We start from the raw sequence: 14,493 nt of genomic DNA, 5'->3' as shown, positions 1-14,493 counted from the left end.
TTGCCACTTTCCAAAGCGCGCCGCTCGGGCACTGTCATAAGGATGTTCACAGACTGTTTCCCGAAATCTCCGATCAAGGATTGGCAATTTGGCCCGGAACAATGTAGAAAATACATTGGGGGCAAGGACAATGCTGAAGACAAACGCCAAGTACCGCCTGGGTCAGGTGGTTCGACATCGTAGACATCCCTTCCGAGGGGTGATTTTTGACGTGGACCCTGAATTTTCGAATTCAGAAGAATGGTACCAGGCCATCCCCGAAGACAGCCGTCCGATCAAGGATCAACCGTTCTATCACCTCCTGGCCGAGAACGACCAATCCTTCTATGTGGCTTATGTTTCAGAACAAAATCTGGTTGAGGACCAATCGGGTGAGCCTGTGGACCATCCCGACATTCCCAATATGTTCGGTCCGTTTCAGGACGGGTCCTACCCGCTGCATTTCCAGTTGAACTGATTTCTCTGGCGCTTTGGCGCGCCGCTAATATCCCAGCGCGCAACCGTCCTTGCGAGGATCGCTGGCCCCTTCAAGAACACCGTCTTCACGGATTCGGATCGCCTGTGCCCCGCCCAGTGGCGCGGGTGGAATTTCAACAATATGCCCCAGATTGGACAATTGTTCCCGAACAGTGTTGGGGTAGCCCCGTTCGACTTTAAGTACGCCGCCATCCGCAAAGGCGCGAGGGGCATCAATGCTTTGCTGCAGGCCGAGACCAAAGTCTGTCAGGTTCGACACAAATCGCGCATGGCCAGTCGGTTGGTAAGCGCCACCCATGACCCCAAAGGGCATCAGAACACGAGAATGCTGACGCAGCATGCCAGGAATGATCGTATGCATCGGGCGCTTTCTGCCCGCCAATTCGTTCGGGTGACCTGCCTCCAGCGTGAACCCGGCACCGCGGTTCTGCAGCAGGATGCCGTACTTTTCCGATGCGATACCGGACCCGAAACCGTGAAAAATCGAATAGATTAGTGACACGGCCATCCGGTCCCGATCGACAACAGTGATATAGATCGTGTCTTTGTGAATAGCTTCGGTCAGCGGCGCCGGGGCGGGCATCGCTCGGTTCGGGTCGATCAGGGCCGCCAGACGGGCGGCTGTTTCAGGGGCCAAAAAATGCGCCATCCGAGCGGTGTGATCGGGATCCGCGATAAAACGGTTGCGGGCGTCATAGGCCAGTTTGGTGGCCTCGGCTTCGATGTGAATACGCTCGGCCCCCCACGGATCCATCGCGGACAGGTCGAAATGCGAGAGAATGTTCAACAAAAGCAACGCGGTCGCGCCCTGGCCATTGGGTGGATGTTCCAGTAATTCGACACCGGCGTAGTTGCCGCCAACGGGCTTGGTTTCATCGCAGGTGGTTGCGGCAAAGTCGTCGGTCGTGTGAACGCCACCCAGCTTTGTCAGAGCGTCCACCATGTCCTGCGCTATTTCGCCGGTATAGAACGCATCCCTGCCATCCTTTGCGATGCGGCGCAGAACTTCGGCCTGACCAGGCGCACGAAAGACCTGACCGGTTTTCGGTACGGTCCCGTCGCTCAGAAAGTGCTGGCGGGCAGCGCCCTGCAACGTTGCTTCGCCTTCAGCCCAGTCGAATGCGACGCGAGGAGCCACAGGGACCCCGGTATTGGCATAGTGGATGGCCGGTTGCAGGATCGCGTCCAGGCCCAGACGACCTTCGGTTCCGGCAAGATGACAAAACGCATCCACTGCGCCCGGGATCGTCACGGCGTCTGGGCTGTTGATCGGGACGGCGGTTAGCCCCCTTGCCCGCAATGTCGCGGCATCCGCAGCCACAGGTGCGCGACCAGATCCGTTTAGTGCGCGAACCTTGTCTTCGCCCGCGCGGTTGAACAGCACAAAACAATCGCCGCCAAGCCCGGTCATCTGCGGTTCGCAAATTCCCAACAGGACGGCGCCGGCGATGGCTGCATCCATGGCATTGCCGCCACGCGCCAGGATGTCCAATGCCGTTTTGGCAGCCAGAGGATGTGATGTAGCACACATGCCTTGTGTCGACAGAACTTCGGATCGGCCGGGCAGATGCAGGTCGCGCATTGTGATGTCCCCTGAATTGGTCAGGCGAACTCTAAGCCCGGATGCCGGGTTGTCCAATAAATTCAAAGAGAGAGGGAGGTCCTCGGCGCCGTTCACTGGGTGGGGGCTGTGACGCTAGGCGCCGAGGGAAGCTATCTGAGCTACCCTGCCTTTCTGACCGGGGTTTGCGGCGCGACAATGGTTCGATCTGGGCCTTATTGTGACCATTTGGTGCCCGTTACGACGCGTCGGAAAAACGAAACGACAAACACAGGCGGTTAAACCCGTCATGTCTTTCATACCGAACTGCGCTGGCCAGATTGTGAATCATGAACCAGCCAAAGCCCCCTTCGGGCAGGTCTTTGCGCGCAACTTCGACCGTGGGCGGGGGGCCGTCCGGCGGCTGAAGACCGGGCATCGGGTTGCCGGTATCCACGATCTCGACTTCAAGAAATTCGCCCGACAGACGGCAGCAAATCCGCACTTCATCGGGCATCAACCCGGCATAGGCGTGTTCCACCACGTTGTTGATCGCCTCGGCCAGCGCGATCTTAACGCCATCGGCCCGATCTGTCGGAACCCCATGCGCCATCAACTGGTGGCTGAGGTCTGCGATTCCTGCGCTCGCCTCGGCCTCGGTGGCAGGAAAGCTCAGGTCGATGCAGCCATTTTTGCAGTTTTGGGCCACGCCTATTCACTCCCGACCGGTGTCAGTGGCAACCTGCGGCCAGCGCATCGTCCAGTGAGGCAAACAACCGGAACACCGTATCCATGCGTGTCAATCGAAACACCTTTTCGACGACAGGATGCAATCCCGCCAGATCCAGACGGCGTGCATCCCCCAACTGTTTCATCGAGGCGACAATCGCGCCAAGCCCGCTGGAATCGATGAATTCGACCGAGGACAGATCCAGAATCACGCGCAGGCTGTCGTTTTCGGTTTCCGTCCGCATGTCTTCCTTGAACTGAATGGCCATTGCGGCATCTATCCGGTCGCAATGAACGGAAATCACCTGCGCATCATTGGTCATGCTGCTGCTGAGCTTCATGGACAGCCACCCCTGCGGTTTGAAAACAGATCGTAGAAATACGCTAGACGGCAATTCTTACCATTCGGTATCCAAGAGAGGAAAACGCTGGGGAGGCATCAGATGAACGAAGTTGTGATCGCGGGGGCCGCGCGTACACCGATGGGTGGGTTTCAAGGCATGTTCGACGGGGTCGCCGCTGTGGAATTGGGTGGCACAGCCATTCGCGCTGCGCTGGAGGGGGCAGGGGCGCAGTCGGTCGACGAAGTTCTGATGGGTTGTGTTCTGCCTGCCGGTCAGGGTCAGGCCCCGGCGCGGCAAGCCGGATTTGCCGCCGGTCTGGGCGAAGACGTGCCCGCGACAACGCTCAACAAGATGTGCGGATCGGGGATGAAGGCCGCGATGATGGCGTTTGACCAGATTGCCCTGGGCCATGCGGACACCATGGTCGCTGGCGGGATGGAGAGCATGACCAACGCTCCGTATCTGCTGCCCAAGATGCGGGGCGGTGCGCGGATCGGTCATGGTCAGGTGGTGGATCACATGTTCCTCGACGGGCTCGAGGACGCCTATGACAAGGGCCGCCTGATGGGCACTTTCGCCGAAGATTGTGCCGAAACCTATCAGTTCACGCGTCAGGCGCAGGACGAATATGCGTTGCAGTCCCTCTCAAACGCCATCAATGCACAACAAAGCGGCGCGTTCGACCGTGAAATCGCGCCCGTGACGGTTCGGGCGCGCAAAGGCGACCTTACGCAAAGCATAGACGAGCAACCTCAATCCGCGCGGCCTGAGAAAATCCCAACCTTGAAACCGGCTTTTCGAAAGGACGGGACGGTGACAGCGGCCAATTCCTCATCGATCTCGGACGGTGCGGCGGCGCTTGTTCTGTCGTCGGCGGCCGCGGCGCAGACGCAAGGCCTGACGGTCCGTGCCCGCATTGTGGGTCATGCCAGCCACGCGCAGGCGCCGGGCCTGTTCACCACCGCGCCGGTGCCTGCGGCGCAGAAACTTCTGGATCGTATCGGCTGGTCCAAAAACGATGTTGATCTGTGGGAGGTCAACGAGGCCTTTGCCGTGGTTCCCATGGCCTTCATGCACGAAATGGGTATACCGCGCGAGATCGTGAACGTGAACGGCGGTGCCTGCGCATTGGGCCATCCGATCGGAGCATCCGGTGCGCGGATCATAGTGACGTTGTTGAATGCGCTTGAAACCCGTGATCTGCAGCGCGGTGTCGCCGCGATCTGCATCGGTGGCGGCGAGGGTACGGCCATAGCGATCGAGCGGGTCTAACGTTTTGCTTTGGCAAAGGACCTGCTAGATTCTGAAAATTCTGTAATCCGCTGGATCACGCATGATTCCGAACCAATTCCTCACGCCGCGCCTTTCGGTCAGGCATTGGGACGTTGAGCTTTCAGAGCCGCAAGCGAGGCGCAGGCTGACCGAAGAGCTTGCCGCGCTGCTGACCCCTGCCGTTTTGGAGACTTTGCCGCCAACCATGCACCTGACAGATCAGGGCGTGCCCGACTGGATCGCGGCCCGCCGCGCCGAAAGCGAGATACTGCTGGTTCGCCAAAGCAGCGACGCTCAGCTGATCGGATTGTTGGTGTTGGCCGGAGACCTTGATGCCGGTGCAGTCCCGGATGTCCATATCGGTTATCTGTTTGCAGAATCCGCATGGGGAAAGGGCTACGCCTCAGAGCTGCTCAAAGGGCTTTTGTCCGCATTGACGTCTGGCCCGTCACTGCGTCTGGTTGCTGGTGTCGGACGCGACAACCCGGCCTCGGCGCGCGTTCTGCAAAAGTCCGGCTTCAAACTCTGGCCGGAACGCTCGACCCATAGCACCGAGATGTATGTTCGCGAGTTCCGCTGATTGAACGCCCACCAGGGCAAAGTCATTGCGCTAGGGCCGATACGCCGAAGCTGAATGCAAAATACAAGGCCGCGAACTGTAGGGCGGCCACCCCGAACAACCAGACGGAAAAGCCGCGCTTTCGGGATTTGTGCCCGAACAGCCATCGCCCCAACAGCGCGCCAGGGCTGCCGCCCAACGCTGCGAGCCATAGCAACCTGCGTTCGGGAACGCGGCGTTTGCGCCGCTTTGCCCGGGCTTTGTCCCAGCCGAAACACAGCAAAGTCAGACCGTTAATTGCCCAAAGATAGATCACTGCAATCCACATGCCCGGGACATAGCCAATCGGGCATAGGGACCCAAGTGAAAAAATGCTTGGAAATTTCACCGATTCGAGCCATCGTGAAAAACGAGGAGAAAATTTCACGAGAATCGGAGCGGCGGTGAATAGCCAGGCCCCCCAAAGTGCGACACTCGGAGCGGACATCCGCGCGCTGCGAAAGGCGCGCGGGTTGACCCTGGTTGACATCGCCGCGCGTCTGGATCGTTCGGTCGGGTGGTTCAGTCAGGTTGAGCGTGACAAATCGGACCCCTCGATCTCGGACCTGCGCCAGATTGCGCAATGCCTGGGGGTTCCGATGTCGATGCTGTTTGCCCATTCAGCAGCCCCGGCGGAAGAACAAGGCTATGTCGTGCGCGCTGGCGCACGCCGCCCGATGGGGTCGAACCGCGAAGGATTGATCGAGGAACTTCTGTCACCCGATCTGACCGATGATTTCGAGATGGTGCATTCCACGTTCGAACCGTATTCAAAAATGCAAACTCCGGCCAACCGACCGACGCAAGAGGTCGGATACGTGGTCTCGGGGCGTCTGGATCTGACCATTGGTGCGCGCAGCTTCACCGTTGGAGAGGGCGACAGTTTTCGCATCAAACACGAACCCTACCAGTGGGCAAACCCGTATGATGAGCCCGCTGTGGCCATCTGGGTCATCGCCCCGCCGGTATACTGATGAGCGTTGAAGTCTGGACCATAGTCGCCCTGTTCTGGCGGGTGTTCGTCACCACGCCGGGTCATCGCGGTCTGTTTCATCATCTACAGCAAGTTGCTTGGTGCCAGCACCACGTCCACAGCAAAGGGGTGATCATATGACAACCGGTTCGTGCCTCTGCGGCGCGGTCGCATTTGCGATCGAGGGAGAACTGTCGCCGCCTTCGGCCTGCCATTGCGGTCAGTGCCGCAAGCAGTCGGGTCATTTCTGGTCGTCGACATCGACCCATCAGGACAACCTGCGCTTCACAGCCAGCGACACGCTGCGCTGGTTCCGCGCCTCGGACACCGCGCGGCGCGGATTCTGCGCGCATTGTGGTTCGTTCCTCTTCTGGCAGCATAACGACGAGGACACGATTTCGATTTCCATGGGGGCGTTTGACAACCCCACGGGCCTTTCGCTCGCCAAGCACATCTTCGTGGCGGACAAGGGCGACTATTACGACATCACGGACGATCTGCCCCGACGGGCACAGTAACAGGGATCAAGACACATGAGTAATTTTCCGACAAAAGCCCGCGTGGTCATTATCGGTGGCGGTGTGGTGGGGACCTCCTCGCTGTATCATCTAGCCAAGAAAGGCTGGACAGACTGCGTGCTGCTGGAAAAGAACGAACTGACCGCAGGCTCGACCTGGCACGCGGCTGGCAACGTTCCGACCTTTTCGACCTCGTGGGCGATCATGAACATGCAGCGCTATTCAACCGAGCTGTATTCTCGGCTGGCGGAAGAGGTCGACTATCCGATGAATTACCACGTATCGGGCTCGATCCGTCTGGCGCACAGCAAAGAGCGGATGCAGGAGTTCGAGCGCGCCATGGCGATGGGCCGCTATCAGGGCATCCCGATGGAGATGTGGACCCCGGAAGAAGCCAAGGAACGTTATCCGTTTTTGGAAACGCATGACCTGGAAGGCGTTCTGTATGACCCGACCGATGGCGATATCGATCCGGCCCAGTTGACTCAGGCATTGGCCAAGGGCGCGCGCGATATGGGCCAGAAAATCATCCGTTTCTGCCCGGCTACGGGCGTGACCCAGCACGATGACGGAACCTGGACGGTACACACAGATAAGGGTGACATTGCGTGTGACTATGTCGTCAACGCTGCCGGATACTACGCGCAGCGTGTGGGCGAATGGTTCAAGCCCTTCGGTGGACGCACGGTTCCCGCGATGGTCATGAGCCATCAGTACCTTCTGACAGACGAAATCCCCGAGATTGAGGCGTGGTCCAAGGAAAACGGCAGCAAGCTGCCTCTGCTGCGCGACGTGGATATTTCGTACTATCTGCGGCAGGAAAAGAACGGCTTCAACCTTGGTCCCTACGAGCCCAACTGCAAGGGCCATTGGATGACCGAGGATGACCCGATGCCTGAAGATTTCTCGTTCCAGCTGTGGAATGACGATCTGGACCGTATTGAAGACATCGTCACCGACGCGATGGAGCGGGTGCCGCTGATGGCAAGCTCGGGGGTTGGCCGTGTCATCAACGGTCCGATCCCCTACGCGCCGGATGGCTTGCCGCTGATCGGTCCGATGCCCGGTGTGAGCAACGCGTTTGAGGCGCACACATTCACTTTCGGCATCGCGCAGGGCGGTGGCGCCGGCAAAGTGCTGGCGGAATGGATCGTCGATGGTGCGACCGAATGGGATATGTGGGCCGTCGATCCGCGTCGCTATACCGACTACACAGATCAGGATTACTGCAACCAAAAGGGCATGGAGGTTTATGGCAACGAATATGCCATGCACTTCCCGCACCATGAATGGCCTGCCGCGCGCGACAAGAAACTGTCGCCGGTGCATGACAAAGTCAAAGCGCTGGGTGGCGTTATGGGTGCCTATAACGGCTGGGAACGCGCCAATTGGTTCGCCAAACCGGGCGATGACGCCTCGCTGGACGCGACCCATACCTGGGGTCGTTCGGGCCCGTGGGAACAGCGCATCAAGGAAGAATGCGAAGCTGTGCGCGACGATTGCGGCGTGCTGGACCTGCCCGGGTTTTCCCGGTTCAAAATCCAGGGTCCGGGCGCGGATGAATGGTTGCGCGGTCTGGTGGCTGGATCGCTGCCCAAGATCGGCCGAGTCGGGCTGGTCTATTTCTCGGATGATCGCGGGCGTATTCTGACCGAGATGTCCGTGACACGCGAGGCCGAAGACCAGTTCGTGCTGGTGACAGCGGCGACGGCGCAATGGCACGACCGGGAATGGCTGGAGCGCCGCATTCCCGCTGGCGCGGGCTTCACCTTGGAAGACTGGACCACGCGGATGGATACGCTGATCGTAACCGGCCCCAAATCCCGCGAGGTTCTGGCCAAGGTCTGCGATGCCGACCTGACCCTGCCGTGGCTCAGTTTTCAGGAAAGCGAAATCAAAGGCGGTTGGGTTGCGCTTTTGCGGGTATCCTTTGCCGGTGAATTGGGGTGGGAGGTCCATGCCGAAAACGCAGACATGCCCGCCATTTACGACGCAATTCTTGCGGCAGGCGCCAAGCCGTTCGGCATGTATGCCCTGAACTCGCTGCGTATCGAAAAGGGTTACCGCGCGTGGAAGGGCGATCTGTCGACCGATTACTCGCTGCTGGAAGGCGGTCTCGAACGCTTTGTCAAACTGGACAAGCCGCAGGACTTTCCGGGCAAGGCCGCGATCCAGAACGAAAGGCAGCAGGGCGTAAAGAAAGCATTTGTGACGCTGACGGTTGAAGCCGGTGACTGCGATGCGCCCTACATGTCCTGCATCTGGCAGAATAGTGAGATCGTGGGTGAGACGACCTCGGGCGCTTGGGGCTATCGTGTGGGCAAATCGATCGCGCTGGGCATGGTCAAGACCGACGCCGCCCAGCCCGGGACAGAGCTTGAGGTCGAAATCTACGGCCAGAAATGCCGCGCTGTGGTGCAAGAGGATCAACCGCTCTGGGATCCCGCGAACGAGAGGCTGCGGGCCTGACCATGTCGGAGCAGCGCACCATGTCCGGCGTCTATCTGACCCGCCACGGTGGGCCAGAGGCGCTGGAATGGTGCGAGGACATCCCCGTGCCGGTGCCCGGCCCCGGTCAGGTTCTGGTCCGGGTTACCGCAGCGGGGGTGAACAACACCGATATCAACACGCGCATCGGCTGGTATTCGTCCGATGTGACCGGCGCGACCGATGACGTGGATCAGGATGTCGAAGCGGGTGGCTGGGGCGGTGCCCTGACCTTTCCGCGCATACAAGGCGGCGATTTGTGCGGAATCGTCGGGGTCGCTGGACCCGAGACCGGGTTCAAAGCAGGTCAAAGGGTGACATGTCCGATAAACCTGCCGCGCCCGCGCCCGGGCAATCCGCAAGGCTTCATCGCGCTGGGCTCGGAAATCGACGGGGCGTTTGCGCAATATTGTCTGGTCGAGGCAGATGATCTTTATGACGTAACCGCCTCGCCTCTGTCAGATGTCGAAATCGCCGCAATCCCCTGTGCCTTTGGGACTGCCGAAAATTTGCTGAGCCGCGCGGGTGTCACGGCGGGGCACAAGGTCCTTGTCACGGGTGCTTCGGGTGGTGTTGGGCTGGCCGCCGTGCAACTGGCATCGCTGCGCGGGGCAACCGTCTGGGGTGTGACCGGGGCGGCCAAGGCCGAGGTGGTCAAGGCGCAGGGTGCACAGGGCACATTCGACCGTGACGCGCCTCTGCCCAAGGACATGTTCGACATCGTGATAGACGTTGTCGGCGGCCCCGCCTGGCCGGGCCTGATCCTCGCGTTAAGGCCAGGGGGACATTATGCGGTATCAGGGGCAATCGCAGGGCCGATGGTTCAGGCCGATCTGCGCGATATCTACTTGCGCGACATTACGATTCACGGCTGTACCCATCAGAGCTATGACGTCTTCGCCCGGCTGGTCGGGCTGATGAATGCGGGTAGCATCCGGCCGTTGATCTCGAAAACCTATCCGCTGCGTGATATCGAACAGGCTCAGAAAGAGTTTCAGTCCAAGGCACTGCCGGGGAAACTCGTTTTGATTCCATAAGGAGGCTGGTTTTGGCAGATATCACACTTCTTGATGGCTCGATCGGGCAGGAACTGGTCCACCGCAGCGGCGAGAAGCCAACGCCGCTGTGGTCCACACGCATCATGATGGATCGCCCGGATCTGGTCGGGGATGTGCATGCCGAATATTTTCGGCGCGGTGCCACGGTTGCGACCACGAATACCTATGCCGTGCATCGGTCCCGGCTTGAAAGGGTCGGCCTGGAAGATCAGCTTCCGACCCTGATCGATGCCGCCTTATCACAGGCCGAGCGCGCTCGTGATGGAGGTCACGGCAGGATCGCTGGGTCATTGGGGCCGTTGCTGGCCAGCTACCGGCCCGATCTGAACCCCGATCCGAATGATGCTGCAGCGAAATACGCGGAACTGGTTGCGTTGATGGCGCATCGCGTCGATGTGTTTCTGATCGAAACGGTGTCATCCCTGCAAGAGGCCGAAGGCACCCTGTTGGGCACGCAGAACTGCGGCAAACCCGTCTGGCTGGCCCTGACCGTTCTGGATGACGACGGCAATCGCCTGCGATCGGGCGAAGCCCTGTCCGACATCGCGCCGCTGGTCGCGCAGTTCAAACCGCAGGCATTGTTGATCAATTGTTCGCGCCCCGAAGCGATCCCGGCTGCGCTGGCCGTCATCGCGACTATGGGAGTGCCCATTGGGGCCTATGCCAATGGGTTCACCGGCATCTCGGATGGGTTTTTGCAGGACGCGCCAACCGTGGACGCGTTAGAGCGGCGTCACGATCTTGGACCGGATGCCTATGCCGATCACGCAATGCGTTGGGTGGATCAGGGCGCGACACTGGTCGGTGGCTGCTGCGAGGTTGGCCCGGACCACATCGAGGTTCTGGCCGAACGGCTGCGCAGCGCCGGGCATAGGATTGTTTGAGGAAACCAACCATGCAAGCCCGTTCGTCATTCGGTAACGCAGAAAGGACCGGCGAACAGATCCATTTCGATATTCTCGTCGCACCGGGATACGTGCTGCTCGAATTTGCCTCGCTGGTCGAGGTGCTGCGTCTGGCCAACAGGGTCTGTCCCCGGCCACCCTTCAGCTACACCTACCGGTCGCTGAAAGGCGGACCTGTCGATAGCAGCAGTTGCGCGACAATTCCCACCGAACCGATTCCGGCCCGACCGCGGGCGAACTATTTGTTTGTAATCGGCAATTCGGACCCGGATCAGCCGGACTTGTCGCTTGGGCGGACGGTTTCCAACTATACCTATCACGGCGCGCAGGTGTTTCTGCTGGCCGAGGCCGCCAGTCGCTATATCGACGAAAAAGGCAGCGCCGATCTGGCGACCCATTGGGAAAACGCCTCGTTCCTGCGGGAACGCGGTGCCCGGTTCGAGGCGAAGCTTTCGCTTGCGACCGAACAGGGCGCTGTGGTCACCTGCGCCGGGATGGAGGCGACGACCGATGTCATCCTGGCCGTGATCGGCAGGCATATTTCGGGTCCGGCCAAAATGACCGTCGCCGATATCATGCTGCATGAAAACATCCGGGATTTCTCGTCGCTGCAACCGTTTTCGGGCTTCAAGAACACCGCTACCGGCGACGCCAAACTGGATCAATGCATCAAACAGATGCAGGCCAATATCGAAGACCCTCTGCCGATCAATAAAATCGTCGAAGCGCTGGGCCTGTCCAACCGTTCGCTGGAGCGCAAGTTCAGGTCTTTTTTCGGCACCACGCCCAATGGGTTCTATCGCGAGATGCGGCTGGCCAAGGCGAACAACCTGCTTCTGAACACCACCATGAGCGTGCGTGAAATCGGATTGGCCTGCGGGTTTCCCAATGGGTTCTCATCAATCTACAAGAGTTTCTTCGGCGTCACACCGGTCGCCCAAAGGCGCGCGAGACGGCAATCTGCACAAAGGTGATTTTTGCGCGGCAATTGACGTTTTTCACACATTTGCCGTCGCCTATCCGTGCCATTTTGGCGAAAACCTCTAATGCGGAGTCATCAGAATGGCGGATCTTCCCAACAAGGCACGTGTCGTCATCATCGGCGGTGGCGTGATCGGATGCTCGGTTGCTTATCACCTGACCAAGAAGGGCTGGAACGATGTTGTTTTGCTGGAGCGCAAGCAATTGACCAGCGGCACCACCTGGCACGCAGCGGGCCTGATCGCGCAGCTGCGCGCGACAGCGAATATGACCAAACTGGCGAAATACAGCCAAGAACTTTACGGTTCGCTGGAAGAGGAAACCGGCGTTGCCACCGGGTTCAAACGCTGCGGCTCGATCACTGTTGCGCTGACGGATGAGCGCAAGGAAGAGATCTATCGCCAGGCCGCAATGGCGCGTGCCTTTGGTGTCGAGGTCGAGGAAATCTCGAACGAGCGGGTGGCCGAGCTTTATCCGCATCTGAATATCGAAGACGTGAAAGGCGCGGTTTATCTGCCGCTCGACGGGCAGGGTGATCCGGCGAACATCGCCTTGGCACTGGCCAAAGGTGCGCGTCAGCGTGGGGGCATCGTCAAGGAACGCGTGAAAGTCACCGAGATCGTCAAGCAGGGACGTAAAGTGACCGGCGTTGATTGGGTCGCAGATGACGGCAGCGCCTCGGGTCATATCGAATGTGACATGGTCGTGAACTGTGCGGGCATGTGGGGCCACGAAGTTGGTCGCATGGCGGGCGTCAACGTTCCGCTGCATGCCTGCGAACATTTCTATATCGTCACCGAGGGCATCGATGGTTTGAAACAACTGCCGGTGCTGAGGGTTCCGGATGAATGCGCCTATTACAAGGAGGACGCTGGGAAAATTCTGCTGGGTGCATTCGAACCCAACGCCAAGCCCTGGGGAATGGATGGCATTCCGGACAGTTTTGAATTTGACCAGCTGCCTGAGGATTTCGATCATTTCGAACCGATCCTCGAAGCCGCAGTGAACCGGATGCCGATGTTGGCGGAGGCCGGGATTCATACCTTCTTCAACGGCCCGGAATCCTTTACGCCGGACGACGCCTACCATCTGGGGCTTGCGCCCGAGATGGACAATGTCTGGGTCGCTGCCGGGTTCAACTCGATAGGTATCCAGTCGGCGGGTGGTGCCGGTATGGCCTTGGCCGAGTGGATGGATACAGGTGAGAAGCCCTTCGACCTGGGCGACGTCGACATCAGCCGGATGCAACCATTTCAGGGCAACAAGAAATATCTGTTTGAACGTTCGAAAGAGACTTTGGGCCTGCTTTACGCGGATCACTTCCCCTATTTGCAAAAGGCAACTGCCCGGGGTGTGCGCCGGACGCCGTTCCACCATCACCTGTTGGAGCAGGGCGCTGTCATGGGTGAAATCGCCGGTTGGGAACGCGCCAATTGGTTTGCGACCGAAGGGCAAGAGCGCGAATACAAGTACAGTTGGAAGCGCCAGAACTGGTTCGAAAACTCGGCGGCCGAACACCGCGCGGTCCGCGAAAATGTCGGCATGTATGACATGTCGTCCTTCGGCAAGGTCCGCGTCGAAGGCCCCGATGCCGAGGCGTTTCTGAACTACATCGGCGGTGGCGACTATTCGGTGCCGAACGGTAAGATCGTCTATACTCAATTCCTGAACCGCACCGGTGGGATCGAGGCGGATGTGACCGTCACGCGCCTATCTGAGATCGCCTATCTGGTGGTGACACCGGCGGCGACGCGTCTTGCGGATCAGACATGGATGATGCGCCACGTGGGCGACTTCAGGGTGGTCATCACAGATGTAACAGCAGGTGAGGGCGTTCTAGCGGTCATGGGGCCAAACGCGCGCGCCTTGCTTGAAAAGGTCTCGCCCAACGACTTTTCGAATGCGACCAACCACTTTGGCACCGCGCAAGAGATCGAGCTTGGCATGGGACTGGCCCGCGCACATCGTGTGACCTATGTGGGCGAGCTCGGCTGGGAGATCTATGTCTCTGCCGACATGGCCGGTCACGCATTCGAAACTCTGCACGAAGCCGGGCAGGAGATGGGGCTGAAGCTGTGCGGGATGCACATGATGGACAGTTGCCGCATCGAAAAGGGCTTCCGACATTTCGGGCATGACATCACCTGCGAAGACCACGTCGTTGACGCGGGGCTAGGCTTTGCGGTCAAGGTCGACAAAGGCTGTGATTTCATCGGGCGCGAGGCGGTCATCGCCCGCAAGGAAAGTGGTCCGAGAGCCCGATTGGTTCAGTTCAGGCTGACGGACCCCGAACCCTTGCTATTCCACAACGAACCGATCGTACGGGACGGAGAGTATGTGGGATATCTGAGCTCGGGCAACTATGGCCACACGCTCGGCGGTGCCATAGGTTTGGGTTATGTGCCTTGCGACGGCGAGAAGGCGGCAGACGTGCTGGCGTCGAGCTATGAGATCGACGTCTGCGGTGTCAAGGTCAAAGCCGAAGCGTCGCTGAAGCCGATGTATGACCCAAAATCCGAGCGGGTCAAAACCTGACCCGCGACCATGTGGGTCGCTGTCCCTGCCGCGCGTACCGAAACAGTCTTCTGGTACGGGCGGCGGGGGTGCGCAC

General features: G+C 59.5%; 14 protein-coding genes. 10 read left to right on the top strand and 4 right to left on the bottom strand.

Annotated features, from left to right (window positions below; all coding sequences use genetic code 11):
• Positions 1-130: 130 nt before the first annotated feature.
• On the top strand, positions 131-457 hold the full coding sequence (gene hspQ, locus ACR0LX_RS17335) for a heat shock protein HspQ (protein ID WP_480578527.1): 327 nt from the start codon (positions 131-133) through the stop codon (positions 455-457).
• 24 nt (positions 458-481) lie between these two features.
• Here hspQ and ACR0LX_RS17330 read toward each other — a convergent pair whose 3' ends face one another.
• The 3 genes from ACR0LX_RS17330 to ACR0LX_RS17320 all read right to left on the bottom strand — a co-directional run bounded on the left by ACR0LX_RS17330 (position 482) and on the right by ACR0LX_RS17320 (position 3,087).
• Positions 482-2,059 carry a gamma-glutamyltransferase family protein gene (locus ACR0LX_RS17330; protein WP_480784796.1) on the bottom strand — a complete coding sequence of 526 codons (1,578 nt, stop codon included), beginning with the start codon at positions 2,057-2,059 and terminating at the stop codon, positions 482-484.
• A gap of 217 nt (positions 2,060-2,276) precedes the next feature.
• Positions 2,277-2,726 (bottom strand): ATP-binding protein, encoded by a 450-nt coding sequence (locus ACR0LX_RS17325; RefSeq protein ID WP_480784795.1) that lies wholly within the window; start codon positions 2,724-2,726, stop codon positions 2,277-2,279.
• A 22-nt stretch (positions 2,727-2,748) separates the two neighbouring features.
• Positions 2,749-3,087 (bottom strand): STAS domain-containing protein, encoded by a 339-nt coding sequence (locus ACR0LX_RS17320; protein WP_480578521.1) that lies wholly within the window; start codon positions 3,085-3,087, stop codon positions 2,749-2,751.
• A 102-nt stretch (positions 3,088-3,189) separates the two neighbouring features.
• Between ACR0LX_RS17320 and ACR0LX_RS17315 the strand changes: the two genes are divergently transcribed.
• Together ACR0LX_RS17315 and ACR0LX_RS17310 are read left to right on the top strand one after the other, a co-directional pair.
• On the top strand, positions 3,190-4,362 hold the full coding sequence (locus ACR0LX_RS17315; protein WP_480784794.1) for an acetyl-CoA C-acyltransferase: 1,173 nt from the start codon (positions 3,190-3,192) through the stop codon (positions 4,360-4,362).
• Positions 4,363-4,423: 61 nt separating this feature from the next.
• Entirely contained in the window at positions 4,424-4,942 is a 519-nt protein-coding gene (locus ACR0LX_RS17310; RefSeq protein WP_480784793.1) for a GNAT family N-acetyltransferase, read from the top strand.
• A 22-nt stretch (positions 4,943-4,964) separates the two neighbouring features.
• Here the strand turns inward: ACR0LX_RS17310 and ACR0LX_RS17305 are convergent, their stop codons facing one another.
• Positions 4,965-5,237, bottom strand: a complete 273-nt coding sequence (locus tag ACR0LX_RS17305) for a DUF1294 domain-containing protein (protein WP_480784792.1) — start codon at positions 5,235-5,237, stop codon at positions 4,965-4,967.
• 127 nt (positions 5,238-5,364) lie between these two features.
• Between ACR0LX_RS17305 and ACR0LX_RS17300 the strand changes: the two genes are divergently transcribed.
• The 7 genes from ACR0LX_RS17300 to ACR0LX_RS17270 all read left to right on the top strand — a co-directional run bounded on the left by ACR0LX_RS17300 (position 5,365) and on the right by ACR0LX_RS17270 (position 14,417).
• Positions 5,365-5,934, top strand: a complete 570-nt coding sequence (locus ACR0LX_RS17300; protein ID WP_480784791.1) for a helix-turn-helix domain-containing protein — start codon at positions 5,365-5,367, stop codon at positions 5,932-5,934.
• A 136-nt stretch (positions 5,935-6,070) separates the two neighbouring features.
• On the top strand, positions 6,071-6,451 hold the full coding sequence (locus ACR0LX_RS17295; RefSeq protein WP_480784790.1) for a GFA family protein: 381 nt from the start codon (positions 6,071-6,073) through the stop codon (positions 6,449-6,451).
• A gap of 15 nt (positions 6,452-6,466) precedes the next feature.
• Complete coding sequence (locus ACR0LX_RS17290; protein ID WP_480784789.1) at positions 6,467-8,920, top strand: GcvT family protein; 2,454 nt, start codon at positions 6,467-6,469, stop codon at positions 8,918-8,920.
• Between the two features lie 2 nt (positions 8,921-8,922).
• Positions 8,923-9,975 (top strand): alcohol dehydrogenase family protein, encoded by a 1,053-nt coding sequence (locus ACR0LX_RS17285; RefSeq protein ID WP_480784788.1) that lies wholly within the window; start codon positions 8,923-8,925, stop codon positions 9,973-9,975.
• 11 nt (positions 9,976-9,986) lie between these two features.
• On the top strand, positions 9,987-10,880 hold the full coding sequence (locus ACR0LX_RS17280) for a homocysteine S-methyltransferase family protein (RefSeq protein ID WP_480784787.1): 894 nt from the start codon (positions 9,987-9,989) through the stop codon (positions 10,878-10,880).
• Between the two features lie 11 nt (positions 10,881-10,891).
• Entirely contained in the window at positions 10,892-11,875 is a 984-nt protein-coding gene (locus ACR0LX_RS17275) for a GlxA family transcriptional regulator (protein WP_480784786.1), read from the top strand.
• 88 nt (positions 11,876-11,963) lie between these two features.
• Positions 11,964-14,417, top strand: coding sequence for a GcvT family protein (locus tag ACR0LX_RS17270; RefSeq protein ID WP_480784785.1), 2,454 nt, complete (start codon positions 11,964-11,966; stop codon positions 14,415-14,417).
• The last annotated feature ends 76 nt before the right edge of the window (positions 14,418-14,493 follow it).

This window comes from Ruegeria sp. CH11 (assembly GCF_056537105.1).
The sequence above is the reverse complement of the archived record's forward strand: the minus strand, read 5'-3'. Positions and strand labels throughout refer to the sequence as shown.